20 protein-coding genes are annotated in these 25,549 nt (G+C 64.0%); 5 read left to right on the top strand and 15 right to left on the bottom strand.

Annotated features, from left to right (window positions below; genetic code table 11):
• Positions 1-239 precede the first annotated feature (239 nt).
• The 3 genes from glgX to radC form a co-directional block, all read right to left on the bottom strand.
• Positions 240-2,354 carry a glycogen debranching protein GlgX gene (glgX, locus tag HU230_RS36545; protein WP_176534043.1) on the bottom strand — a complete coding sequence of 705 codons (2,115 nt, stop codon included), beginning with the start codon at positions 2,352-2,354 and terminating at the stop codon, positions 240-242.
• Between the two features lie 380 nt (positions 2,355-2,734).
• Positions 2,735-4,099, bottom strand: a complete 1,365-nt coding sequence (locus HU230_RS36550; protein WP_224943964.1) for a prenyltransferase — start codon at positions 4,097-4,099, stop codon at positions 2,735-2,737.
• A gap of 64 nt (positions 4,100-4,163) precedes the next feature.
• Entirely contained in the window at positions 4,164-4,877 is a 714-nt protein-coding gene (gene radC / locus HU230_RS36555; protein WP_176534042.1) for a RadC family protein, read from the bottom strand.
• 124 nt (positions 4,878-5,001) lie between these two features.
• Between radC and HU230_RS36560 the strand changes: the two genes are divergently transcribed.
• Complete coding sequence (locus HU230_RS36560; protein WP_176534041.1) at positions 5,002-5,721, top strand: DNA-3-methyladenine glycosylase I; 720 nt, start codon at positions 5,002-5,004, stop codon at positions 5,719-5,721.
• A 12-nt stretch (positions 5,722-5,733) separates the two neighbouring features.
• Here HU230_RS36560 and map read toward each other — a convergent pair whose 3' ends face one another.
• Together map and HU230_RS36570 are read right to left on the bottom strand one after the other, a co-directional pair.
• Complete coding sequence (gene map, locus HU230_RS36565; protein ID WP_176534040.1) at positions 5,734-6,558, bottom strand: type I methionyl aminopeptidase; 825 nt, start codon at positions 6,556-6,558, stop codon at positions 5,734-5,736.
• 384 nt (positions 6,559-6,942) lie between these two features.
• Entirely contained in the window at positions 6,943-8,259 is a 1,317-nt protein-coding gene (locus tag HU230_RS36570; protein ID WP_176534039.1) for a mechanosensitive ion channel family protein, read from the bottom strand.
• Positions 8,260-8,582: 323 nt separating this feature from the next.
• Between HU230_RS36570 and HU230_RS36575 the strand changes: the two genes are divergently transcribed.
• Positions 8,583-10,376, top strand: coding sequence for a potassium/proton antiporter (locus HU230_RS36575; protein ID WP_176534038.1), 1,794 nt, complete (start codon positions 8,583-8,585; stop codon positions 10,374-10,376).
• Between the two features lie 9 nt (positions 10,377-10,385).
• On the opposite strand, the gene HU230_RS36580 is transcribed toward HU230_RS36575, so the two are convergent.
• The 6 genes from HU230_RS36580 to mepA form a co-directional block, all read right to left on the bottom strand.
• A complete protein-coding gene (locus HU230_RS36580; RefSeq protein ID WP_176534037.1) occupies positions 10,386-11,600 on the bottom strand; it encodes a hypothetical protein in 1,215 nt (404 codons plus the stop codon).
• Between the two features lie 93 nt (positions 11,601-11,693).
• Positions 11,694-12,365: a molybdenum ABC transporter ATP-binding protein gene (modC, locus tag HU230_RS36585; protein WP_176534036.1), complete on the bottom strand. Its 672-nt coding sequence runs from the start codon at positions 12,363-12,365 to the stop codon at positions 11,694-11,696.
• 2 nt (positions 12,366-12,367) lie between these two features.
• Positions 12,368-13,063 carry a molybdate ABC transporter permease subunit gene (modB, locus tag HU230_RS36590; RefSeq protein ID WP_176534035.1) on the bottom strand — a complete coding sequence of 232 codons (696 nt, stop codon included), beginning with the start codon at positions 13,061-13,063 and terminating at the stop codon, positions 12,368-12,370.
• 4 nt (positions 13,064-13,067) lie between these two features.
• A complete protein-coding gene (modA, locus tag HU230_RS36595; protein WP_176534034.1) occupies positions 13,068-13,853 on the bottom strand; it encodes a molybdate ABC transporter substrate-binding protein in 786 nt (261 codons plus the stop codon).
• A gap of 191 nt (positions 13,854-14,044) precedes the next feature.
• Positions 14,045-14,554: a hypothetical protein gene (locus HU230_RS36600; RefSeq protein WP_176534033.1), complete on the bottom strand. Its 510-nt coding sequence runs from the start codon at positions 14,552-14,554 to the stop codon at positions 14,045-14,047.
• A 147-nt stretch (positions 14,555-14,701) separates the two neighbouring features.
• Entirely contained in the window at positions 14,702-15,649 is a 948-nt protein-coding gene (gene mepA / locus HU230_RS36605) for a penicillin-insensitive murein endopeptidase (protein WP_176534032.1), read from the bottom strand.
• Between the two features lie 249 nt (positions 15,650-15,898).
• Between mepA and HU230_RS36610 the strand changes: the two genes are divergently transcribed.
• Together HU230_RS36610 and HU230_RS36615 are read left to right on the top strand one after the other, a co-directional pair.
• Positions 15,899-16,069: a L,D-transpeptidase family protein gene (locus tag HU230_RS36610; protein ID WP_224943968.1), complete on the top strand. Its 171-nt coding sequence runs from the start codon at positions 15,899-15,901 to the stop codon at positions 16,067-16,069.
• Positions 16,070-16,476: 407 nt separating this feature from the next.
• The gene (locus tag HU230_RS36615) at positions 16,477-18,585 is read left to right on the top strand and encodes a putative bifunctional diguanylate cyclase/phosphodiesterase (RefSeq protein ID WP_224944269.1); all 2,109 of its coding nucleotides are present in this window, start codon (positions 16,477-16,479) and stop codon (positions 18,583-18,585) included.
• A 719-nt stretch (positions 18,586-19,304) separates the two neighbouring features.
• Here the strand turns inward: HU230_RS36615 and HU230_RS36620 are convergent.
• The 4 genes from HU230_RS36620 to HU230_RS36635 all read right to left on the bottom strand — a co-directional run bounded on the left by HU230_RS36620 (position 19,305) and on the right by HU230_RS36635 (position 24,442).
• Entirely contained in the window at positions 19,305-20,081 is a 777-nt protein-coding gene (locus HU230_RS36620; protein ID WP_176534030.1) for a hypothetical protein, read from the bottom strand.
• A gap of 808 nt (positions 20,082-20,889) precedes the next feature.
• Positions 20,890-21,348, bottom strand: a complete 459-nt coding sequence (locus HU230_RS36625) for a DUF1801 domain-containing protein (RefSeq protein WP_210284327.1) — start codon at positions 21,346-21,348, stop codon at positions 20,890-20,892.
• A 70-nt stretch (positions 21,349-21,418) separates the two neighbouring features.
• Entirely contained in the window at positions 21,419-23,386 is a 1,968-nt protein-coding gene (locus tag HU230_RS36630) for a methyl-accepting chemotaxis protein (RefSeq protein WP_176534029.1), read from the bottom strand.
• Between the two features lie 195 nt (positions 23,387-23,581).
• The gene (locus HU230_RS36635) at positions 23,582-24,442 is read right to left on the bottom strand and encodes a LysR family transcriptional regulator (RefSeq protein ID WP_176534028.1); all 861 of its coding nucleotides are present in this window, start codon (positions 24,440-24,442) and stop codon (positions 23,582-23,584) included.
• Positions 24,443-24,580: 138 nt separating this feature from the next.
• On the opposite strand from HU230_RS36635, the gene HU230_RS36640 reads away from it, so the two are divergent.
• Positions 24,581-25,168, top strand: a complete 588-nt coding sequence (locus tag HU230_RS36640) for a YybH family protein (protein WP_176534027.1) — start codon at positions 24,581-24,583, stop codon at positions 25,166-25,168.
• Positions 25,169-25,549 lie beyond the last annotated feature (381 nt).

Here is a 25,549-nt window from a genome sequence, read left to right on the forward strand (position 1 = left end):
CTCCCCTTGAAAAGGGGAGGTCGCTTTGCTCGGCAGAGCAAAGCGGGTGGGGATCTGCTCTCTCCACATTGAGCGTCGCCTGTGGCTGACCCCCATCCCGACCTTCCCCCTTTCAAGGGGAAGGAGAAGGCGGGCTTGTAGCCCAGATGAAGGCGTGGCTTCGTAGCCCGCATGAGCGAAGCGACATGCGGGAGCTTGCGGCGTGCCGGCCCCGCATATCGCTCGTGCGGGCTACGGAGCTACTTGACCTCACCCGCCGTGAGCACCACGAACGAACGCCCGGCCACCTTGCAGGTGCTGTCGAACCCAAACGGCGCGCCCGCCGGTTTCTCCGGCGCATTGGTATCCACGAGCAGCGACCACTGCGGCCCCGCGGACGTCGCCGGCAGCTTGAAGTCGACCTCGCCCTCATAGCTGTTGAGGATCACAAGCACGGTGTCGTCTTCACCCTTGCGCGCGATGGCGGTCTTGCGGGCGCGGCCGTCGAGCACGACGCCGAAGCATTTGATCCAGCCGGTGGTCCAGTCGGCTTGCGTCATCTCCACGCCCGAACTGTTGATCCAGACCACGTCGCGGATCTCAAGCTGGGAATCGCGATCGCCGGAAAGGAAGCGGCTGCGACGCAGGATCGGATAGTCGCGCCTGAGCTTGATCATCCGCGTGGTGAAGGCGAGCAGTTTGTTGGCGTCGTCGGAAAAATTCCAATCGAACCAGGAGATGTCGTTGTCCTGGCAGTAGGCATTGTTGTTGCCGCGCTGGGTGCGGCCGAACTCGTCGCCGCCGAGCAGCATCGGCGTGCCCTGCGAGGCCAGCAGGATCGCCAGCATGTTGCGCTTCTGGCGTTCGCGCAGAGTGCGGATCTCGGGATTGTCGGTCGGGCCCTCGGCGCCGCAATTCCAGGAATGGTTGTCGGACGAGCCGTCGTTGTTGTGCTCGCCGTTGGCCTCGTTGTGCTTGTTGTTGTAGCTCGCCCAGTCGTTCAGCGTGAAACCGTCATGCGCGGTGATGAAGTTGACGCTGGCCCAGGTGCGGCGCCCCTCGCGGTTGAACACGTCGTGCGAGCCGAGCAACCGCGGCGCCAGCGCGCCGGGCCCAGCCTCGCCGCGCCAGAAATCGCGCACGGTGTTGCGGTACTTGTCGTTCCATTCCGCCCAGCCCGGCGGGAAGCCGCCGACCTGATAGCCGCCGGGGCCGCAGTCCCAGGGTTCGGCGATCAGCTTGACGGTCGCGAGCAGCGGATCCTGGTTCATCGCCTTGAGAAATCCGGACTGCTCGTCGAAGCCATAGACCTCGCGCGCCAGGATGGTGCCGAGATCGAAGCGGAAGCCGTCGACATGCATGTGGCCGGCCCAATAGCGCAGGCTGTCCATCACCAGCTGGATCACGCGGGGATGCGACAGGTTCACCGTGTTGCCGGTGCCGGTGTCGTTGATGTAGTAGCGCCTCTTGTCGGGCAGCAGCCGGTAATAGCTCGCATTGTCGATGCCCTTGAACGACAGCGTCGGGCCGCGTTCATTGCCTTCGGCGGTGTGGTTGTAGACGACATCCAGAATGACTTCGAGGCCGGCGCCGTGCAGCCGCGACACCATCTCCTTGAATTCGCGCAGGCTGTTCGGCACATCGGCGGCGTAGCGGGGGTCCGGCGCGAAGAAGCCGATCGTGTTGTAGCCCCAATAATTGGTGAGGTGCTTGTCCAGCAGGTTGCTGTCGTTGATGAAGGAATGCACCGGCAACAGCTCGACCGAGGTGATGCCGAGCGCCTTCAGATGATCGATCGCCGCGTCCGCGCCGAAGCCGGCATAGGTGCCGCGCAGGTTCTCAGGGATGCCCGGATGCTGCCTGGTAAAACCCTTGACATGGGTCTCGTAGACGACGGTCTCGTCCCAGTGCACGTCCTGCCGCTGCGCCTCCTGGACCCAGTCGAAATTGGGATCGACCACCACGCATTTCGGCATGAACGGCGCGCTGTCGCGCTCGTCGAAGGTCAAATCGTCACCCGTTTCCATCTTGTAGCCGAACACCGCCGGATTCCAGCTGAGGCTGCCGGCATGGGCACAGGCATAGGGATCGAGCAGCAGCTTGTTCGGATTGAACCTGTGGCCGCCATCCGGCTGGTAGGGGCCGTAGACGCGATAGCCGTAGAACGTGGCGGGCTGCACGCCGTTGATGAAGCCGTGAAATACCTGGTCGGTATATTCCGGCAGCTCGAAGCGATGGGTCTCGCGCTCGCCGTCGAACAGGCAGACCTCGACCTTGGTGGCGTTCGCGGAAAACACCGCGAAGTTGGTGCCGTGGCCGCTCCAATGGGCGCCCAGCGGATAGGGCAGCCCTTCCTCGATCACGAAATCGGACATCGGTCCCCCAAGGCTTGCGACAAAGCCATCCTGGAACTGGCAAATCAACCTGCAACAAACGCTGCCGCGCGGAAAACGTTGCATTGGCTAGTTCAGTGGCAGTTGTCATGGATCGTGTGACGCAAGGGCAGGCCGAGGGCGGCATGTCGCGAGAATTCCGATGTTTGATCCACAGGCCGTTCGACACACTCGGTGTCGTCCTGGCGAAAGCCAGGACCCATTACCCCAAATCTGAATTGTTGCACGACGCCGGGACCAAGATCCGCTTCATCACCGAATGCGGTGGTAATGGGTCCTGGCTTTCGCCAGGCCGACGGCGGCGCTTGCATCAACCGCACCCCCTTCAAACTCGCATGCCTGTTCGTGCCAGGATGATCGCACTAGTTGCCCGCCAGCAGCGCAAACCGCCGTCGGTCGATCCGCTCGCGCGCCAATTGTCCCGCTGCGGCGCAAAGATCGGGTGCATAAAGCTGGCAGCTTCCGCGTTCTGCGATCGCCTTGTCGATCATGTCCAGAAGCTGGGCAGGCGCGATGTCGGGAGACGCGGCAATGCGACCGGCGACGACGTGCTTTTCCATTGTCTCGTGCTCAGCGTGATCGATCTCTGGGTTGCGCCAGCAATTTGCGCACATGATCTTGAGGCTCTCCGAGTGCGAATAGATCACGGCGTCCCCGTCCAACTCTCCGCTGATGTCGGCCAATTGCCGTGCCGTCTCCTGTGTGCCCGCGAAGGCGAAGAACTGGTAGTTCCGGCGCAGCAGCGTTGCCAGATGCGGGAAGACCGGGATCTGCTCGTCACCGTAGGTGTGATGCGTGATCGGGGCGCCGTCCATGAGGATGACATCGCCATAGTCGACGCCGAGATTGCCGTACAGCACGCTGCGGACAATGCCATGGCACGGACTCAGTCGTTCGATCCAGACGGTCTCCTCTTCGCCTGGGTCATCACGATCCGCCGTCCGCTCAGCGAGGGGACGCGCGGCAAGCCTCACCTTGCAAGCCGGATATCCACCCTCCGGCAACCCGAAGCGTCCAGGCTCGACCTTCTGCTCCATGCGCTTCCATACGCCCAACGCGGTCGCAGCGTCCCTTGCGCCCGTGGCGCAGATGGCGAGGTTCCATTCGGTGCTGTCGACAGCCTCTTCTGACAGGCTTGCAGCGGCGCGGTTTGCCGCCACGCCTTCTGCGAATCTGCCGCGCGTCTTGTAGAACAGCCCCAAATTGTAATGATGTGCGCTCTTTTGCGGATCGATTTCGATCAGTCTCTGAAGACTGTCCTCGGCGATCGCATCGTGCTGGCGCGCCATCATTCGCGCCGCCGTAGCGAGCCCGCGCAGGACCTGCTCCTGTTCAGGCTGCCCCTCGTAGCGCCTGGCCAGGCGGCTCAGCTTTGCGACCATCGCCCGAAATACCGGGTGCTCCGGCGGTGGTGCGTTCAGATCGTCGATGTCGCGGACGGCTTCGAGGCACAGGCCGAGCCTCGAGAGGATAGCTATGTTGTCATCGTGGGCGTCGGCTATCTCCGCAAGAATGTCGGCCGCCTCTTCCCTCGTGAGACTTCGCCTGTCGACGATCCACAGCAATGCCATCGCGGCCTCAGCCTGGTGGCGCTGGGCCTTTCGCAGCGGTTGGATCTTTTGCGATGCCGCCTGCGTGAGGCCCGCCTCTCCCTCTGCAACGGCGCCACGTGCGATCGCGTCGACCTCATCGGAAGCGAGGATCGCGCTGGGACCTTTCGACATCATCGGCTTCTCCGTGTCGACGCTTCGGTGGAGGGCGGGAATGGGCGATGGTCTCAATGCAGCGAGACTACATCAATTTCATCCCCTTGAAGCTCGTGTGCCCGTTCTTGCCGACGATGATGTGATCATGCACGGCGATGCCGAGCGGCTTGGCGATGTCGACGATCGCCTTGGTCATCTGGATGTCGGCCTGCGACGGGGTCGGGTCGCCGGAGGGATGATTGTGCACCAGGATCAGCGCGGTCGCGGACAGTTCGAGCGCGCGCTTGATCACCTCGCGGGGGTAGACCGGGGTGTGATCGACGGTGCCGGTCTGCTGCACCTCGTCGGCGATCAGCTGGTTGCGCTTGTCGAGGAACAGCAGGCGGAACTGCTCCTTGTCGGCGAACGCCATGCTGGTGCGGCAATAGTCGATGACGTCGTTCCAGGACGACAGCGCGATGCTGCGCTTGATCTCGCCCTTGGCGATCCGGCCCGCTGCCGCGGCGAGCAGCTTGAGCTGATTGATCGAGGCATCCTTGACACCGTCGACCTCGCGCAGCCGCGCCACCGGCGCATGCACGACCTCGGCGAAGGAGCCGAACTTCTTCAACAGCGCCTTGGCCAAGGGCTTGGTGTCGCGGCGCGGGATCGCGGCGAACAGCGCCATCTCCAAGAGCTCATAGTCGGTCAGCGCGTCCGGCCCGGCGGCGTAGAAGCGCTCGCGCAGCCGCTCGCGATGGCCGTGATAATGCGGCGTCTCGTCGGTGTCGTCGTTGCTGGCGTCGGGTTTGGCGGGCATCGGCCACAACCATGCCGTGCCTGCTGCGTTTTGCAAGGGGCGATGCAATGTCCCGGTTTGCCACCATGCGACGGGCGAATTAGCGTCGGCTGCAACGTTCAGGATCGAAGAGGGGGAGGGCGGCATGACATCATTCAAGGTGATCCGCTCGCGCGCAGAGAAGCGCAAGGGCGGGCCGAAGGCGCTCGAGAAACTGCTGCGGCCGCCGGCGGGCGCCAAGGCGCTGGCAAAGCTCGGCGACGACCGCGTGCTGGCCGAAATGACCAGGCGCGTGTTCTGCGCGGGCTTCGCCTGGAGCGTGATCGACGCCAAATGGCCCGGCTTCGAGGACGCCTTTCTCGGCTTCCAGCCCGCCAAGCTCGCATTCAAACCGGACGAATATTGGGAGAAGCTGACTGGTGACACCAGGATCGTGCGCAACGGCGCCAAGATCATGTCGGTGCGCGACAATGGCCGCTTCGTGCAGGAGATCGCGCGCGAGCACGGCAGCTTCGGCAAGTTCCTCGCGGCCTGGCCGCCGTCGAACGAGATCGGGCTGCTCGATCTGCTGACCAAGCGCGGCAGCCGGCTCGGCGGCAACACCGGGCAGATGCTGCTGCGCTTCCTCGGCTGGGACGGTTTCGTCACCTCGCGCGACGTCGTCGCCTGCCTGCGCGATGCAGGCCTCGATATCGCCGAGGAGGTCAAGTCGAAGCGCGATCTCGCCAAGGTGCAGGCGCAGTTCAACGCCTGGGCGGAGGAGACCGGGCTGTCCTATCTGCATCTGTCGCGGATCTGCGCGATGTCGATCGGCGAGAACCACACGCCCGAGGAGATCATCGAGCGCACCCGGAGCGACTATTGATCGCGCCGCCGCTTACACCTGAACCCACGGCTTCTCGCCGTGGCGCTCGGACAGCGTGAATATCTCGACGCCGTCGGCGGTGACGCCGACCGAGTGCTCGAACTGCGCCGACAGCGAGCGGTCGCGGGTCACCGCGGTCCAGCCGTCGGACAGGATCTTCACATGCGGCTTGCCGAGATTGATCATCGGCTCGATGGTGAAGAACATGCCGGGCTTCAGCGGAGCGCCTTCGCCGGGGCGGCCGATATGGATGATGTTCGGCTCGTCGTGGAACAGGCGGCCGAGGCCGTGGCCGCAGAAGTCGCGCACTACGCTCATGCCCTGCGGTTCGACGAAGTTCTGGATGGCATGGCCGATATCGCCGGTGGTGGCGCCGGGCTTGACGGCGGCAATGCCGCGCATCATCGCCTCATAGGTCACCTCGATCAGCCGCTCGGCCTTCCGCGCGATGGCGCCGATCGCATACATGCGGCTGGAATCGCCGTACCAGCCGTCGACGATAAAGGTGACGTCGACATTGACGATGTCGCCTTCCTTCAGCGGCCGGTCGCCCGGCATGCCGTGGCAGACCACGTGATTGATCGAGGTGCAGGTCGAGTAGCGATAGCCGCGATACATCAGCGTCGCCGGATAGGCGCCGTGGTCGAAGGCGAACTTGCGGACGAAGTCGTCGATCACGGAGGTCGGGACGCCGGGCTTGACGATGTCGGTGAGTGCGTCGAGGCATTTCGACACCAGGGCGCCTGCCTTGCGCATGCCGGCAAAGCCGCTCGGTCCGTGCAGCTTGATCTGGCCGGTCTTGCGAAGCGAGGTGTCGGTGGCGTCGATATAGCTCATGGTCGGGATGTTTCTGCGGGCAGGGGGCTGATTTCAGGCTCTAATTTAATGATCGGCGCGCCCGGCGCAAGCCAAGGTTGGGCATGGGGACAATGCTCAAACGGCTTGATTTTCCGGCCAAATCCGAACAGCAGCCGCCGTCACCCCAAAAAAGGTCCCTCTGAAGCGCCATAAAGCAGATGAGTTTTGTTTGAATCGGCTTGGTGCGGTCTTGGTTCACCTCTCCCCATTGGGGAGAGGTCGGATTGCGAAGCAATCCGGGTGAGGGCTCTTGCTCTCTCGTTAGACCGCAACCCCTCACCCGATTTGCTGCGCAAATCGACCTCTCCCAAGGGAGAGGTGAACGTCCGACGCCGTTCCAGCGCTGCTTGATCTCTCCAGGCTCTAGCTGGAGACCTCGACCGCGCTCTCTACCGGCAGCGCGCCGCCGCGGATCCGGAGTTCCCGCACCGGGTAGGGCACCTTGATGCCCTGCTGCTTGAAGGCATCCCACAGCGACAGCATGACGTCGCTCTTCACATTGTCCATGCCGTCGGGGTCGGCGATCCAGAAGGTCAGCGAGAACTTCATGCCGAGCTCGGCGAATTCGGTCAGGATGCAGTTCGGCGGCTTGCCTTTGAGCGCGCGGGCGTGGGCCGTAGCGGTATCGATCGCGAGCTTGCAGACCAGCCTCGGATCGGCGTCGTAATTGGCGGCGAAAGCGATCTTCACCAGTGTGTTCTTGTCGGTGTAGGTCCAGTTGGTGACCTTCTGCGTCACCAGGTCCTCGTTCGGGATCAGGAATTCGCGGCCGTCGCCGGCGGCGACGGAAATGTAGCGGGTCTTCATCGCGCTGATGCGGCCCTGGCTGTCGCCGATGGTGACGAGGTCGCCCGGCTTCACCGACTTGTCGACCAGCAGGATGATGCCCGAGATGAAATTGGCGACGATCTTCTGCAGGCCGAAACCGATGCCGACGCCGACGGCGCCGGAAAGCACCGCCAGCGCCGACAGATTGATCCCGACGGCGCTCAAGGCAATGGCGACCGCGACCACCATCAGGCCGATGCGAATGATCTTGACCAACAACACCTGAATCGACGGGGTCAGGTCGGTCGAGCGGGTGATCTGGCCGTCGATGAAATTGCTGGCGATATTGCTCAGCCACAGCGCCAGGATCAGCACCGCGCCGGCCTTGAGCAGCAGCAGCGGGCTCAGCCGCAGGCCGCCCACGACGACCGCGAACGAATCCAGCGTATCGGCCGCCCAGTCGAGCTGGCCGATGATGCTGAGGGCGGCGACCACCCAGGCCGCGACCGAGACCAGTTTGACGATGAAGGCGTTGTCGATCACCGAGGTCACGAGGCGGATCACGAGCCAGGCCAGCGCCAGCTTGGCGGAGACCGCGATCAGATAGCTGCGGCTCGGCCAGGTCGCGTGCCACATCACGATGCGCGAGATCACCATCAGGATCGCGAACACGGCGGTGGAGGCGCTCGTCACCATTACCCGAGCGAAGTGCCGGAGCGGCAACGGCCAGCGGCTCGCCAGCGACGACATGTTGACCCGCGCATGAATGGCGGTATCGGCGGCGTAGGCGAGGCCTGCGGCGGCGAGGATGATGCCGAACTGCAGATAGAACCAGGGCGAGGCGATCTCGGCGCCGACCGAGCGCGCCGCCATTTGGATCGATTCCAGGACGTCCTTCCAGCTCATGTCCATCGGCAAAGTCTCAACTTGAAGCGCGGGTCAGGCAAATGTGATTCGAAGATGCAGGGAGATTCCCACAAAGGCGCGCGCGCGACCATCGATACACCACAGTGTCGGGGCGAGTTAGAGCGTTTTCGAGCGAAGTGGTCACCGGTTCGCGTGAAGAAAACGCGTCAAAACGAGAATCGAGAGCCCCGTTCCGATTTATCGGAACGGAAAAGGCTCTTGGGGCTGATGGGACCGGGCACATTGCCGCTTAGGGCAGAAATCGGTTGGCGTCCCAGTGTGGCGACGATAAGGATGCAATTGCAAGTATTTGAGACCTCCGAAGGCGCATGGCATCCCTCGACTCCGTCAGTATAGCGATCCTGCTCGGTGCGGTGCTGGTCATGGCCGGCATCCTGTCCAGCCTGCTGGCGCTGCGGTTCGGCGCCCCCTTGCTGCTGGTGTTCTTGCTGGTCGGCATGCTGGCGGGCGATTCCGGCCCGGGCCGGCTGCAGTTCGACGACGTCCGCACCACCTATCTGGTCGGCTCGGTGGCGCTGGCACTGATCCTGTTCGACGGCGGACTGAAGACGCGGTTTGCCAGCATCCGCACGGTGTTGGCGCCCTCGATGATGCTGGCGACCGCCGGCGTGCTGCTCACCGCGCTGATCACGGCGCCGGTCGCCCGCTATGTGCTCGACCTGAACTGGACCGAGTCGCTTCTGGTCGGCGCCGTCGTGGCCTCGACCGATGCGGCGGCGGTTTTCCTTTTGGTGCACACCCAGGGCCTGCGCCTGCGGCCGCGCGTCGGCGCGACGCTGGAGGCGGAGTCCGGCACCAACGACCCGTTCGCGATCTTCCTCACTTTGATGCTGGTCGAGTTCATCTCGATCGGCCAGAGCTCGGCCTCGCACATCGCGCTGGAGTTCATCCAGGAGGCCGTGCTCGGCGCCATCATCGGGGTGATCGGCGGCCGGCTGGTGGTGATCGCGCTGAATCGCGTCGCGCTGCCGCAGGGCCTGCATGCGCCGTTCGTCACGACGGCGGCGCTGGTGATCTTCGGCGGCTCCCAGATCGTGCATGCCTCGGGATTCCTCGCGGTCTATCTCGCCGGTATCATCATCGGCAACCGGCCGACCCGCGCGCATAATTCGGTGGTGACGTTCCTCGATGCCGCGACCTGGCTGGCGCAGATCGTGATGTTCGTGCTGCTCGGCCTCCTAGTGTCGCCGCATCGCCTGCTCTCCAGCGCCGGCGGCGCGGTGCTGGTGGCATTCGCGCTGATGCTGGTGGCGCGTCCGCTGGCGGTGCTGATCTGCCTCGCGCCGTTCAAGTTCAACTGGCGGGAAAAGATCTTCATCGCCTGGACCGGGCTGCGCGGCGCGGTCGCGATCTTCCTGGCCTCGATCCCGATGCTGGTCGGCCTGTCGAAGGCCTATCTCTATTTCGACGTCGCCTTCGTCGTGGTCATCATCTCGCTGCTGCTGCAGGGCTGGACGTTGGCGCCGGCGGCACGGCGGCTGCACGTCGCGCTGCCGCGCGCCGAACGCGGCCCACGCCGCGTCGAACTGGACCTGCCCGGCCAGCTCGAGCAGCAGCTGGTCGGTTATCCGGTGCGGCCGAAGAGCCTGTATTTCCGCCGCGGGCTGATCCCGTCCTGGTCGAAGCCGACGCTGGTGATCCGCGACGAGCGGATCCTGACGCCTGTCGAGGCCGATCCGGTCGCGCCCGGCGACTACATCTACCTGCTGGCGCCGCCGGAGCGCGCCGAGGCACTCGATCGCTTCTTTGTCGACATGGCGCCGTCGAGCGCGCCCGATCCGCATCTGCTCGGCGACTTCATGGTGTCGGGCGAGCATACGCTCGGTGAGCTCGCCGAGATCTACGGCGTCAAGGTCGACGAGCACCAGGCCAAGCTGACGCTGGCGGATTATTTCGACATCAATCTCGACCGCGCGCCGAAGGAAGGCGCCGAGCTTGCGCTCGACGAGATCGTGCTGGTGGCGCGCAGCATCAGCGGCGGCCGCGTCAATGTCGTCGGTCTGCGCCTGCCGGAGGAAGACGAAGAGGTCGCACCGCAGACGCGGATGCAGACCGTCCGGCGCAAGCTCGCCGATATCTGGGCGTCGGTCGCCGGCGTGTGAGCCGCGCCGTCACTGCTTGCGCAGGAAGCTCGAATCCGGGGCGAACTTCTTGATCATGTCGGACAGGCCGTCCTCCGCCGGCGGGCCCTTGGACGCAGCGTCCGGCTTCGGCTCGTCCTTGAACTTCTGGCCGGAAATCTCGGCCAGCGCTGCGAGCAGCGTCTCGTCGAGATGATCGGCCGCCGTCTTCACGGGCGGTGTCTTCGCAGGTGGCGTGTTGGCGGGCGGAGGCGCAACGGGCTTCGGCGGGGCGACGGCGCGGATCTCGGGCTCGCGCTGCGTCGGCGTTGGCTCTGCCACCGGCTTGAATGTGTCCGCCCGTCTGGCGGCGGCCTCGCTGACGGCGGCGATCAACGATGCTTCGAGGTCGGCGGGCGTCTCGGTCGGGACCGGTGGCGGTGCCGCTGGCATTGGCGGCGGCTCGGCAGGCCTCGCGGCCCGGGGTGCGCGACCGAACAGCGGTTCTCGCTGGCTCGCCGTCGACGGCCGGGTGTCGGTGGCCTTGCCCGGCTCCTTGCCCGGCTCCCTGGCAGGCTTGAAGAGACCCGCGCGTTCGGCGGCGATCCTGGCGGAAGCCTCCTCGACCGTGGTGAGTAGGGACGCTTCCAGCGCATCGGCGGGATTGCTCGGCGAAGTCGCCGGCTTGGCGGCCGGAGCGGCCACCTGCTTTGGCTCCGGCCGGGGCGGCGGCAGTGGCCGCGACGCTTCGACCGGTGCGGGCGGCGGGGCCGGCTGGCCGTCGCGGGCGCGTGCGATGATGCCGTCGACGATCGCGCCCAGGCGGCTCTTGTCGGGCGCGGCGAGATAGCTGGCCGCGAGCTCATCGACATATTGCGGGCCGTAATCGGCCAGCACCTTGGCAAGCTGGGCGAGATCGGGATCGCTCTCGACCAGCCGGCGCCAGGCGTGCCGGTCATAGGGCGCGTCGCCGTTCTTGTCGGGCCAGGCCACCCGGCGCGGCTGGCGCTGCGGTCCGGTGTCCTGGCCGGTGTCTTGGCCGCTGACCGGGTCGAGGGTCGGCGGCTGTAGCCCGGCACTGAGGCGTGGTGGGGTAAATCCCCCAGCCGCGGCCGGCACGGCGTCATCACCGAGGCGTCGGCGGCGCTCGGCGACCTGCAGCGAGATCAGGCCGATGCCCATCAGCAGGAAGCCGAGCGCCGCCCACGAAATCGTGGCGCACAGCAGCCCGCCGATCAGCAGCAATACCCAGCCAGTCAGTCGCAAAGTGCACCTTTCCCCATGCCCGATCGGATGTCCCGATCGGGGCCTAGCAGACAAGATGGGCTATCTTATGCCGACTTTCGGAAAAACGGCCAGCTACGCGCCGCCCGTCAACACCTTAACACCGCCGAACGCGGTGACCTGGCCGCGGCGCAGCATCACGATCTGGGTGGCGAGCTGGCGAAGCTCGGCCGCGTCGTGGCTGACATAGACCATCGGGACGCCGGCCTCGTCGCGCAGCCGCACCAGATAGGGCAGGATCTCGAGCTTGCGGCTCTCGTCGAGCGCGCCCAGCGGCTCATCCAGCAGCAACAGCCGCGGCTTGGACAGCAGCGCCCGGCCGAGCGCGACGCGCTGGCGCTCGCCGCCGGAGAGCTTTCCGGGGCGCCGGTCGAGCAGGGCGCCGATGTCGAGCAGATCGACGACGCGTTTGTGTTGCGCAGGATCCTCGGTGAGGCCGTTCATGCGGCGGCCGTAATCGAGGTTCTGCCTGATATCGAGATGCGGAAACAGCCGGGCGTCCTGGAAGACGTAGCCAATGCGCCGCCGGTAGGTCGGGACATGGATGCCGGCCGACGTATCGTCGACCGTCTCGCCGTCGATCACGATGGTGCCGCGATCAGGACGAACCAGCCCGGCGATGGTGTTGATCAGCGACGTCTTGCCGGAGCCGGACGCGCCGAACAGGCCGGTGACGCGGCCCTCGCTGGTGAACGATGCCGCCAGCGAGAACTCTCCAAGCTGCTTGGTGATGTCGACGCGCAGCATCGCTATTGTCCGTGCAGGCGGGCGGTGGCGCGGCGCGCGAACACTTCGGCTGCGACCAGCGCGCCAACCGCGAGCACGATCGAGATGATCACGAGCCGCGCTGCGGCCGTGTCGCCGTCTGGCGTCTGGATCAGCGAGTAGATCGCCGATGAAATGGTCTGGGTCTCGCCGGGGATGTTGGAGACGAAGGTGATGGTCGCGCCGAACTCGCCGATCGCCTTGGCAAAGCCGAGCACCATGCCGGCCAGCACGCCCGGCAGCGCGAGCGGCAGTGTCACCGTTGCGAACACCCGCCAGGGCGCGGCGCCGAGCGTCTCGGCGGCCTGTTCGAGGCGGCGGTCGACCGCCTCGATCGAAAGCCGGATCGGGCGCACCAGAAGCGGAAACGACATCACGCCGCAGGCGAGTGCAGCGCCGGTCCAGCGGAACGCGAACACGATGCCGAGATGATCGGCCAGCCAGCCGCCGACCAGGCCGCGCTTGCCGAAGGTCAGCAGCAGCAGATAGCCGGTGACGACGGGCGGCAGCACCAGCGGCAGATGCACGGCGGCATCGAGCAGCGACTTGCCCCAGAAATCGCGCCGCGCCAGCAGCCAGGCGAGCGCTACCCCGAACGGGGTCGCCACCAGCGTTGCGATGACGGCGACCCGCAGCGACAGCAGGATCGCCGTCCATTCGGTCGGCGAGATCTCCAGCACGTGCTTACGTCGTCGGGCTGATCAGGAACTTGAAGCCGTACTTCTCGAGGATCGTCTTCGCCGCGGAAGAACGCAGGAAGGCGAGATACTCAGCGGTCTCGGGCTTGGCGGTCGTGGTCGCCGCAACCGGGTAGATGATCGCGGGATGGGTGTCGGCCGGGAAGGTGCCGATGATCTTGACGCCCGGCTCGACCTTGGCGTCGGTCGAATACACGATGCCGAGCACGGCTTCGCCGCGCGCCACCAGCGTCAATGCCGCGCGCACGCTCTCGGCCATCGCGAATTTGGGCTCTGCCGCCTGCCAGGCGCCGAGCTTCTCCAGCGCGGCCTTGGCGTATTTGCCGACCGGCACCGCCTTGACGTCGCCGGTTGCGATCTTGCCGTCGCCGGCGAGCTTGGCGAGATCGAAGCCGGGTCCGATGCTGACATTGCCGATCATGGAATCCTTCTGCGCGATCAGCACGATCGAGTTGCCGAGCAGGTTTACCCGGGTCGGCTCATTGATGTTCTTCTGCTTGATCGCATAGTCCATCCAGTCGGTGTCGGCGGAGACGAACACGTCGGCCGGTGCGCCCTGCTCGATCTGTCTTGCCAATGCCGAGCTCGCGGCATAGCTGGCGTTGATCTTGACGCCGGTCTTGGCGGTGTAGGCCGCATCGATCTCGTCAAGCGCGTTCTTCATCGAGGCGGCGGCAAAGACGGTGAGCGTCTTGTCTTCGGCGCTCGCGGGCGAATGGATCGCGCCGAGCAGGATGACGAAGGCAGTGAAAAGTCCGGCAAGTCGTGACATGGAAGCGCTCCGTGCGAGCTCGCGCGCAAACGGGCGCGCGCGAATCAGGCGTTGGGTGGGTTCTGGGCGCGACGGACGGAAAGCGCTGTTCCGCGGGTCCCCGAAGGACTTACGGTCCTCGGGGATATCGCACTGCAAACATAGCAGGCTGGGATTTACGGTAAAGGCGACCGTTTGTCTAACCGGTCGTGCTATTCGTCCGACGGCTGGATCGCGATCGACAGCGAGTTCTCTTTTGAGCCGCTGACCTGCAGCACGAACGGGCTCGCAGTGAGGTCATATTTCATGGTCTTGCGGATGCCGTCGCAATCGGTCGCGCCGCTGAACGCCTTCGGCTTCAGGAAATGCCCGTCCTGCACCAGGTCGACCCAGGCCCCGGCCGACAGGCTGACGGTGTAGAGCCCGGCCTTCGGTGCGGCCTTGAAGCTGGTGAAGCCGGCGAACGTGCCGTCCTTCGGTGCGCGCTCCGGCGGGCTCGGCAGTTTGGCCTCGCCGGGCGCGACCAGCGCCAGCGTGATGGCGGTCGGCGGCAGTGCGGCCTGTTCGCTGCCCGAAGCAAGCTTGGCGCGATCGGGCGCGGTGAGCGCGGCGCGTGCGCGGTCGATCGACCATTTGAACTTGTCGCAGCCGCTCGGCTCTTCCGCCGCGAAGGCGGGAACTGAGGCAAGCAGGAGCGATGCGGCGAGGAGCGATTTGCGCATGACTGGTCCAATGCAATTGTGACGGATGAAAGAGATCAGCGGCCCCGATCCATCGCGCGAACGCGCTTACGGCGCGACGACGCGAGAACATAACGCAGTTCGAGCCGGCCGGAAAAGCCGCCTACGAAGGTGTTATTGCCCTGAATATTATTGCTTGGCGTCGGCTGCGTTCAGCACCGTCTTGCAGGCCGCCGGCATCTGCGCCAGCGTCATCGGCGGGCGCGGTTTCGGCGGCTTTGGTGGAGGCTTCGGATGCAGCACCGAGTCCTTGAACCAGAAGGCGAGATCGGACGGCTTGCAGCCCTCGCCTTCCCTCTGCGGTTTCTGCCCCTCGCATGCCGGGCTGCCGGACGGACACCGCATGCGGATGTGGAAGTGGTAGTCGTGGCCCCACCACGGCCGGATCTTTGACAACCAGCCGCGGTCGCCCTTGGCCTCGCGGCACAGCGCTTTCTTGATCGCCGGGTTGACGAAGATGCGCTGCACGGCAGGCTCGCGCGCCGCGTCGCGGAGGACCAGCACATGGGCCGGCGTGAACACGCGCGGATCGATATCGAGCCGGTCGTCGCGCACCATCATCACCGCCGACATCTCCTCGCGGTCCTCGCGCGACAATTTGCGATCGGGCATCGGCGTCAGCCAGATATCGGCGTCGAGCCCGATCTGGTGGCTGGTATGACCGGAGAGCGCGGGACCGCCGCGCGGCTGGCCGATATCGCCGACCAGGATGCCGGGCCAGCCGGCGTCCTTGTGCGCGTGAGCCGCCAGCCGCTTCAAGAGCGCGATCATGTCGGGATGACCCCAATAGCGGTTGCGCGACAGGCGCATCACCTGCCAGGTGTCGCCGTTGAGCGGCATCTGCGCGGCGCCGGCGAGACAGCCCTTGGTGTAGCCACCGATCGATTGGGTCGGCAGCGCCGCCGGCAACACCTTGCGCGCGAACAGCTGCTTCGCCCCGATCTTTGGATCGTCGGGGTTAGCGAGCGGCGGCAATGGCTGCGGATTGAGCGAGCCCTTGTCCTGCGCACGCGCGGAGATGGTGCAGGCGAGGAGGGCGGAGATCAGGAGCGGGATCAGACGCAGGCGGGGTGTCATTCGGATCACTCTGTCTGCGCAAGGCTAACATGGATTCGAGGCAGGCCAACCGCGCTTTCATCCCATTTGCTTGATCGCCCACAAGGCGGATCAAGATGACCTGCGGCTTCCCGGCTCGCATGTGAGCTACGCCACTTTACAACCGCGCAGCTCGCGACATCATGCGCGCATAATTTCAGGGCAGGCGTTATTGTGACGAGCGTATGTTGCGTACGGCTGGTATGTGCCGCCGTGATTGCCGCGTCGACATTGGCACTCTCTCCGGCGCAAGCCGACATCGTCGTTCATATCGACAAATCATCGCAGCGCATGGCGGTCAGCGTCGACGGCGCGACGCGCTATAACTGGCCGGTGTTGACCGGACGCCGCGGCTACGGCACGCGGATCGAGATCACCAACTGGCGTCGCAGCACGGCGTGAATCCGGTCGTGCCTTTACCTCGTGATAACCCTGTCACACGCTGGCAAACATTGATGCGCTTGCCGCGTTTTCGGTGCATTCCCTGTGCAGGCGGACGTTGGTTTACCCTTCCTTCACCACGCTCCGGCGCTTCCACGCCGCAAATCTGCGCTGTTCGCCGCGTGCGCACCGCGAGCTACTCGCGTTCGGCGTGAGCTCGCCTCCAAAGCGGGCAGATACGGCTTTCTCAGGCAGCGCAGCTATTCGCCGAGAGATACTAATTTTTCAGACACTTATCGCAGACATGTCGCCGAACTGGAATGCGCGTGGGGCGTGCGATACCGATGATGCGGCCGAAAAAGACCAAGAAGCCGAAGCAGGCCAAACTGTCCGGTCCTCGGGGCCGCCGGGTGAGGCCGATGCCGAAGATGTCCGGCAGTTCGCGCCGTACCGCCGTCGAGATCGGCGAACTGGTGCGCCAGCGCGCGCAGGCCGATGCCGCGATCGCCGAGGCCCGCAAGTCCAATGCGCGGCTGCGTGAGGCGATCGACATCCTGCCGCAAGGCATCGTGTTCCTGGACCCCGAAGGCCGCTACACCCTCTGGAACAAGAAATACTCGGAAATCTACAAGCGCAGTTCCGACCTGTTCGAGCAGGGGGCGCGCCTGGAAGACACCATCAGGGTAGGCGTCGCGCGCGGCGACTATCCCGAGGCTGCCGGGCGCGAGGAAGAGTGGATCGCCGAGCGGCTCGAGAGGATGTACCGGCCGGGCGAGCGCCACGAGCAGGTGCTGGCCGATGGCCGCGTGGTGCTGATCGAGGAGCGGCTGACCTCGGATGGCGGCATCGTCGGCCTGCGCGTCGACATCACGGAACTGAAGCAGCGCGAGGCGTCATTCCGCCTGCTGTTCGACGGCAATCCGGTGCCGATGATCCTGTGCGCGCTCGACGGCGAGAAGATCCTCGCGGTCAACGACGCCGCGATCGCGCACTATGGTTATGTTCGTGCCGAATTCGAGAAGATGACGATCAAGAGCCTGCAGGCGTTCGATGCCGAACTGCCCTGGGCCGCAGGCCGCAGCAGCGACGAGCAGGCGGCGCGGACCTGGAAGCATGTGCGCGCGGACGGCACGCTGATCGACCTTGCGATCTATTCGCGTCAGCTGATGCATGGCGACCAGCCGGCGATGCTGCTCGCGCTGATGGACATCACCGAGCGCAAGCGCGCCGAGGCGCGGCTGGCCTTCATGGCCCAGCACGACAGCCTCACCGGCCTGCCGAACCGCAATCTGCTGCGCCAGCAGATGGAGGATATGCTGCAGCACACCCGCCGCTCGACCGACAAGGTCGCGGTGCTGATGCTCGGGCTCGACAATTTCAAGGCGGTCAACGACACGCTCGGCCATGGCATCGGCGACAAGCTGTTGCGCGGGGTCGCCAAGCGGCTGCGCTCGACGCTGCGCGAGGAAGACGCGCTGGCCCGGCTCAACTCCGATGAGTTCACCATCGTGCAGGGCGGCGTGATGCGGCCCGAGGACGCGGTGCTGCTGGCCCGGCGGATCCTGGATGCGATCGGCGAGCCCTATCTGCTCGATGGCCATTCGGTGGTGGTCGGCGCCAGCATCGGGATCGCGATGTCGCCCGGCGACGGCGAAGATTCCGAGAAGCTCCTGAAGAGCGCCGACATGGCGCTGTCGCGCGCCAAGAGCGAATTCCGCGGCACCTTCTCCTTCTTCGAGGCCGAGATGGATGCGCGCGCGCAGAGCCGCCGCAAGATCGAGATCGATCTGCGCGGCGCGATCCAGAATGAGGGCCTGCGGCCCCATTACCAGCCGCTGGTCGATCTCACCAGCGGACGCATCACCGGCTTCGAGGCCCTGGTGCGCTGGCCGCATCCGGAGCGCGGCATGATCTCGCCCGGCGAGTTCATCCCGGTGGCCGAGGAGACCGGCCTGATCAATCCGCTGGGCGCGCTGATGCTGCGTCGCGCCTGCATGGACGCGGCGCAATGGCCCGACGACGTCCGCGTCGCGGTCAATCTGTCGCCGCTGCAATTCCGCACCGGCAACCTGCTGGCGCTGGTCACCGACGCGCTGCGGCAATCCGGCCTGCCGGCGCGCCGGCTCGAGCTCGAGATCACCGAGACGCTGCTGCTTGAGAAGAGCAGCCAGGTGCTGGCAACGCTGCATGCGCTGCGCGCGCTCGGGGTGCGGATGTCGATGGACGATTTCGGCACCGGCTATTCGAGCCTGAGCTATCTGCGCAGCTTTCCGTTCGACAAGATCAAGATCGACCAGTCGTTCGTGCGCGACCTCGGCGCGAACCCGGACGCGCAGGCGATCGTGCGTTCGATCGTCAGCCTCGGCGTAGGGCTCGGCGTCACCATCACCGCGGAGGGCGTCGAGACCGAGGCGGAGCTGAGCTGCCTGCGCGCCGAGGGCTGCCACGAGGGCCAGGGCTTCCTGTTCAGCCGCGCGCGGCCGAACACCGAGGTCATCAGCCTGCTGAAGGCGCAGCGCGTCGCCACGGCGGCGTAGCGAAGCCGCCTCCACCGCGTCATCGCGAGCCACCCGGTCGGCGCCGAGCGCCGCCGGATGACAGGCTCCGCGAAGCAATCCATCCAGGGCGTGTACTCACAAAGCCGGTACGCGCGTGCGCGAGAATAGCGAGGTCCTGGTTGCCCTCAAAAGCAGACATCGACGATGCCTAAGTGAATGGCCGCAAAGGGCCAAAAGGCGACATCACCTGCCTCATTCCTCTGACGAGACACGTGTGAATAGCAACCTAATTAGAGCAACAACGACATACACAACAAAGCAAACAATCGTCGCCATTCCGAACAGGACGAGCACAAAAAGGGGGTTGTCCCCCTTCCCGATCCTGTCGGCGCCCTCTACTACATCGTACGCTACGAACAGTAATCGGATCGAAATAAGGAAATAGAAAGATAGGAAAAAGCACGAGAATGGCTCACTCCGAACGGCAAACATCACCATGGCCGGGAATAAGCAAAGGAACGGGTCAGCAGCCAAGACATGCCCGAAGTGCTTGTTCTCAATAATGGCTACCTCCACCAAGACCACTAGTGCCACTGCCAACGCACCCACGTTCGCAACAAGCGTTACGCGTGATCCGGTCAAGTCGATAGACGAACCATTCCCTGGCATAGCTGCTGCCTCACCCACAACTCCGGACATGCCGCTGCGCCGCGACAATTGTCGCTATGGGCCACAAGTAGTCGTCACTAGATTTTGCATCACTGCGGCTTAACGAAAACGCTGTAGCGGAAATTCGGGGGGTGAGGATCGACCCATTCATATCCCGGCGGTGGAGGCGGAAAAATCAGATCGTCAAGCTTGGGCAATTTGTTTTGCTTCAACCACGGCAAGTGAACCTCGATTGAGTGAGTGACAGGATCGTCGGTAACCTCAACCGTCGCTGTTTTGAGCTTAACACCTGAACCAAAAGCACCAGCTAAATTCGACGGGTCAACCACGGATATGCTTGTCGGGTTGTTTGGATCACTAAATCCTACGAGAACCGGAAGCTGTTTGAGAGAAACATCCGCCTTCGGCTTCAGTCGCTTTACTTCATCAAGATGGACCATGTACCTCTCGGCGGCTGATAATCGGTCGGGTGGGTTGCTGATGTAAGTGACCAGTCCCAAAAATGGATCCACTGCGTAGCCGCCGCCTCCACCCCAGCCGCGCGAGCGTATCCAACCAGGGGCAACCAGTGTCGCAACGAGCAGTCCTCGTTGTCCCAGATCGACAACAACACCTTCGCCGCTCAAAAACGATCCTATGTCCCATCCTCCAGAACCATACCTCAACTGAAAGGGACCAAAAGTTATAGTCTGCTCAGTCACGCTTGAGCCCGTTCGGACCCCTTCCGGCGTTTCCACCGTGAGCGTTAGTCGTAAGCGTAAGGAGCGGTCGTGGACGAAGAAGCCGGTCTTGATTTGCCAGCCCAACACCAACAAGGCGACAACCGTCAGCAAGATAGTAAGAGCGCGCTTGGTTCGTGGGCTCATCGACGGAACTCGTTAAACCGTCTTTAGGTTGCATGAAACAGCCGAAGCAACTCTTAACGCAGAGGGATAAACTTCGAATAATGGCGGGGTTCGGTTTCCGCTTTGGGTCAATCGCGTCGTCTTTACAGCCGGCCAGCTACTTCCGGTCGACCCTCAACTTCGGACATGTCGCTGCAGTGCGTCAACGGACGCGATGGGCCACCAGCGACATCCGCAGTTTGATTTGATAAGATGCAACCAAACCAAGGTGGTGCTCAACTGACATTTTCCCTTGGCTTGATAGCGAGAGACGCCAACGGAGACGATGGAATTGGACCCGGCACCCGCGGCTCGTCAGCTATACTTAGGCTTCTTGGTGGTCACTACGCTGCTCGCGAGCGTCTGCGCATTTGTTTGGTTTGTGTCCCCACTAGGCCTTGGCTTTCAGGCTGGGCCGACTGATCCGACGACTAGGAAAATTGCCTTCACAGCCTTCGCCGTCTCATATTTTGGTGGAATTCCTGCGCTCGTTATAGGGCAGGTTGCTTCCCCGATCTTCTGGTTCTACCGGCGCACACGAGGTGCGTACTTGGCTCCGCTAATTAGTATCGGTTCGTTCTTGCTCTGCGCCGGGACGTTTTGGTTCGTCTTTTTCAAGTTGTAGCGTCTTTCGTCAGCTTCGGGGTCACAAGGCGACACCCCCGCGGTCTACGCCGCGTGTCCGCTTACCTCTCGAAAGCGGACATCCCGGAATGATAAATACGCGCCCTAGCCTCACGCGCGGCTAGATGGATTGCTTCGTCGCTTCGCTCCTCGCAATGACGTGGAGCTAGGCTCCGCTATCTGTCGTCCGCTTCCTCAAATGATAGGTCAGCGCCAGCGCCACGCAGTGGCGCAGCGCGGGCTCCGGAAGCCTGCCCGCGACATCGAGCAGGATCGCGCGGTTGCCGCTGTAGCTGAGCTCGGGATAGAGCTCGCGGAAGGTCTCGACCAGATTGGTCTGGCAGTGGAAGTAGACCGCGACCTGGTCGGCGGCGGGCTTCACCTGATCGATCCGGACCGTGCTGCCGCTGCCGGTCTCCGGCGTGAGGTAGCTCGGCTGCCCCCATTTCAGCGTCTCTTCCAGCGCGCCGACGCCCCTCGTGGCCTTCGCGGTCTCGAAGATCAGGCGCCGTAGCGCCAGCAGCTTGGCCTTGACGGGGGCAGGGTAGGCGTCGAACAGCGCATCCGTCGCTTTCGCTTGCGGGCGTCGTGCCACCTTGCTGGTCGATGTTGCCGGCTTGCGCATGGAGGGCTCCGCGAGGACGACGTATCGCGCCAATCTACCATAGCGTCTTGAACGTCACATGGCGCGCCGTTCAGGCCGCGTTGCGCAGGCCGGCGAGGAACGTATCGACGCTGTGCGACAGCGCGGAGGCGTGATCGCCGAGCTGGCTGGACGTATCCAGCACGTTGCCGGTGAGGGCGCGGGACTGGCCGGCGGCCTCGCTGGCGCCCGCGATATTGGCGGAGACCTCGACCGTGCCGGAAGACGCCTGCTGCACGCTGCGGGCGATCTCCCGCGTCGCCGAGTCCTGCTGCTCGACGGCCGCCGCGATCGCGGTGGCGATGCCCGAAATCTCGCGGATGGTGCCGCTGATGTCGCCGATCGCGCTGACGCAGTTGCCGGTGGCGGACTGGATCGCGCCGACCTGGCCGGCGATCTCCTCGGTCGCCTTTGCGGTCTGGCTCGCCAGCCCCTTCACCTCGGCGGCGACCACGGCAAAGCCGCGGCCGGCCTCGCCGGCGCGCGCCGCCTCGATGGTGGCGTTGAGCGCCAGCAGATTGGTCTGGCTCGCAATCGCGCTGATCAGGCGCAGCACGTCGCCGATCTTCTCCGCGGATGCGGCCAGGCTCGTCACCATCTCGGTGGTCTCCATTGCCTTGGCCACGGCGTTGTCGGCGACGCGGCTGGAATGGCTGACCTGGCGGCCGATCTCGGTGATCGAGGAGGCCAGCTCTTCGGTGGCGGCTGCGACCGCATTGACGCTGGCCGACGCCTCCTCGGACGCGGCGGCCGCCGCTGCGGTCCGTTCGGAAGTGCCGTTGACGCTGGTGGTGATCTCGTTGGCGACGCGCTGCATGGCGCTCGACGACTGTGCGACGGCGGCGACCATGCCCTTGACGTCGGCTTCGAAGCGGTCGGCCATCTGCCGCTGCAGCGCCTGCTTGTCGGCCGCAGCCTTCACCTTGTCGGCCTCCTGTGCATCGCGCAGCGAGGAGGTTTCGAGCATGCCGCGGCGGAACAATTCGACCGCCTTGGCCATCGTGCCGAGCTCGTCGCGCCGCTCGCTGCCGGGGATCGTGACGCTGGTGTCGCCGCTGGACAGCCGGTTCATGACCGCGGTGATCGCGGTGAGCGGCCGTGACAGGCCGCGGCCGAGCAGGAACGCCAGCAACACGGCTGCGGCCAGGATCGCGACGGTGCCGAGGATCAGATTGCGCTGCGCCCTCGCCGCGGCGGCTTCATAGTCGCTGGTGTCCTTGATGATCTCGAGCACGGCGACCGGTTCGCCGGCATAGTTCCTGATCTGCCCGAGATAGAGCTCCACCGCATGGCCATCGAGCGTGGCGTCGCGCAGCAGTGCCGCCCCGTTCATCACGCTCTTGAGTTCGTCCGGGCTCGCGACCACGGTGTCGCCGAAGGTCGAGGACAGCCGCCTGAAGCTCTGGCCGTCGAACGAATGCACGGCGAGGTCGATGCCGAAGCGCTTCTTGGCGCGGTCGACGAATTCCTTGCCGAAGGCGGCGCCGACGTCGACATTGGCCAGCGTCTTGCCGTCATGCATGACCGGGGTCATGCCGAAGATCGAAAGCGCTTCGCGGCCGGGCTCGACGCCGACGATCGGCTTGCCTGCCTTGATCGATTCCACCACCGTCGTCCGCCGGGTGGAGGCGTCGTCGCCGAACAGTTTCGGCGCATGGACCCGGTAGAAGCTCGTCGCCGGCGCCTGCCAGAACGAGATCAGCGGGATGCCTTGCGCCTTCATCGCGGCCCAGGGCGCACCGAGCAGCTTTCCGAGGCCCTCGCGGTCGCCTTTGGCGATGGCATCTTCGACCGGCGGCAGGGCGGCGATCACGGCCGAGACCGCCAGCGCGGCGCGGCCTTCGTATTCGATCGCTGCAATCACGCTGTCATATTGCAGCTTGAGCTGCTGATCGAGCGCGAGCCGCGTCAGCGTGCGCTGCTGGCTGATGCAGAAGCTGCCGAGGATGGCGCAGGCGACTGCAACGGTCAGTGAAATCGCCAGGATCAGGCGGGCGGCAATCGATCGAAGCTTGAACATGGGGCCAGTGGAACTCCAGGCATTAGCGCCGGCCGCAAAGTCCCAGAAAAAGCTTAACAACCGGATGTTGTTGCCGCCGGTATCCGAACCGCGATCGTTGTCGCCGGTGCTACTTTCGTACTGTTTGCTAAAGCGCGATGAGACTGGGTTGAAGCAGTCGGACCGCCGCCCGAGGAACGGTTACCTGACATGCGACTAGATCGGCCGCTCCGACATGATCTGCTCGATCCACGATATAACCGCCCTGACCCGCGCCAGATGCTTAAGGTCAGGATGGACGATCATCCACATTTCACGGGAGAGAATCGATTTTGCGCCGCTTAAGCGCGAAAGTCCGGGAAAGCCATCCGCAATACGGCATGGAAGCAGCGACCGGCCAAGGCCGGCTCGGACGGCATTGAAAGCCAACTCCGAGTCGTTGACGGTGACAAACGTTTCCGAGGTCGGATCGGAGGCTATCGCTTCCGCCATCCAGCGTGCCTGCGGCAAGTTAGACCAGTAGGCATCATAGGTAATCCATGGCAAGCCGCGCTGCTGCGTTGACGCGGCATACACCGCAAATTCGAAGGTGCCGACGCGTCGAGCTATCACGCGATGCTCGCTTTCGGGCCGGGTCATACGCAGTGCGATATCGGCTTCCCGGTTTGTGACACTGAGATTGCGAGGGTCGGCAACCAGTTCGATCTGCAACCCCGGATGCGATTGGAGAAAGGCTGCCAACGCCGGAATCAGAATATGATTTAGCACCAGCGGCACAGCCGTCACGCGAACCTTGCCGACCTCGAGTCTGTCCGCATTCCTTACGCTGTCCTTGACAGACTCGACATCGAGTTCGATGCGCTCGGCCCGACTGATGACGATGTGCCCTCTGTCGGTCGGCGTCAGATGACCTGCATTGCGCTCGAACAAGCGGACGCCCAGCAGCCGCTCAAGGCGCGCAATTCGCCGGGCCACCGTGGTCTCATTAACCCCAAGCTCGCGCGCCGCGCCAGCAATGCGGCCCGTGCGCGACAGCAACAAAATGTAACGCAGGTCATTCCAATCCAGGTCCTGCATTTTTGCAGTTTAATACAGCAAACTTGTCGCTCCAGCAGCATTTTTGTCGGCTGTAGGTTCGGTGAGGCGCCGTCGCAGCGACCGGCGGAAATGGAAATCTCTGGAAAGTATCGGAAAGGACCCACGCAGGAGAGAGCTATGTCGGCTATTCCATACAAAGGGACCCTACTCACCCCGGCCATTTTCGGCCTGGCAGCCAACCTGGCATTGTTTTCGACGCCTCTCAGTGCCGCCGTATCCGGAGGGCAAAAACCAGTGCAAGATCCCATCACAGGTGACGAAGATCTGGGAGACCTGAGCCAACCCCAACAGGCATTGGCTCAATTCTACCGCGGCTTCAATACCCGTGATCTCAAGATGATCGACGAAAACTTTGCTCGTTCCGATGAGGTCGCGATCGATAATCCTCTCGGAGGCATTCGGCGGGGAGCAGATCAGCCACACGTGATGTATGAGGGAGTCTTCAAGAGTCCGGCGGACGTTCATGTTGTATTTTGGGACTACACCATACACCGCGCGGGCGATGTATTTTGGGCCGTTGGACGTGAACGCGGTACCTATCGCGAGGGTGATGTCGTAAAAGATCTCAACATTCGCACGACTCGCATCTATCAACTGGTAGATGGCCGCTGGCGGCAGATGCATCATCACGGATCAATCGAAGATTCCAAACTTCTCGGTGATTATCAAAGCGCAATACGATCCGCAGCGGCGAAAATCCACTAACGGGGCCGGCACTCGCCTCAAATTATTCGCGCTAACTAGGCCAGAAATGGCTCGATGATCGCTTCTGGCCCGTAGCTGACGGTCTGAATGACCTTCGAGAACGTCGGCTCTCCGAAGTGAACCGGAAGTCCCTGGGTTCGGTCGCGATCGACGGCTTTTGATCCAAAGCGGGCGTCCTTCTCAATGCGGCCAGCCGCAATCAGTCCTTCGCGATTTGAGTGTGAACAAGCCTCGCACATTGACCCCTCTATCGTTCGTGGCATCAATTCTTTGACGCGTAGATCGGCCTTGAGACCCCGCGCCGATCACCGTAGAGTTGAAGACCTGCAAACCGGTGACGAGTTGCGAACTCAGCGTAGGGAAATCACCGCGTCTAGAATT

Origin of the sequence: Bradyrhizobium quebecense (genome assembly GCF_013373795.3) — a bacterium.
Classification (GTDB): domain Bacteria; phylum Pseudomonadota; class Alphaproteobacteria; order Rhizobiales; family Xanthobacteraceae; genus Bradyrhizobium; species Bradyrhizobium quebecense.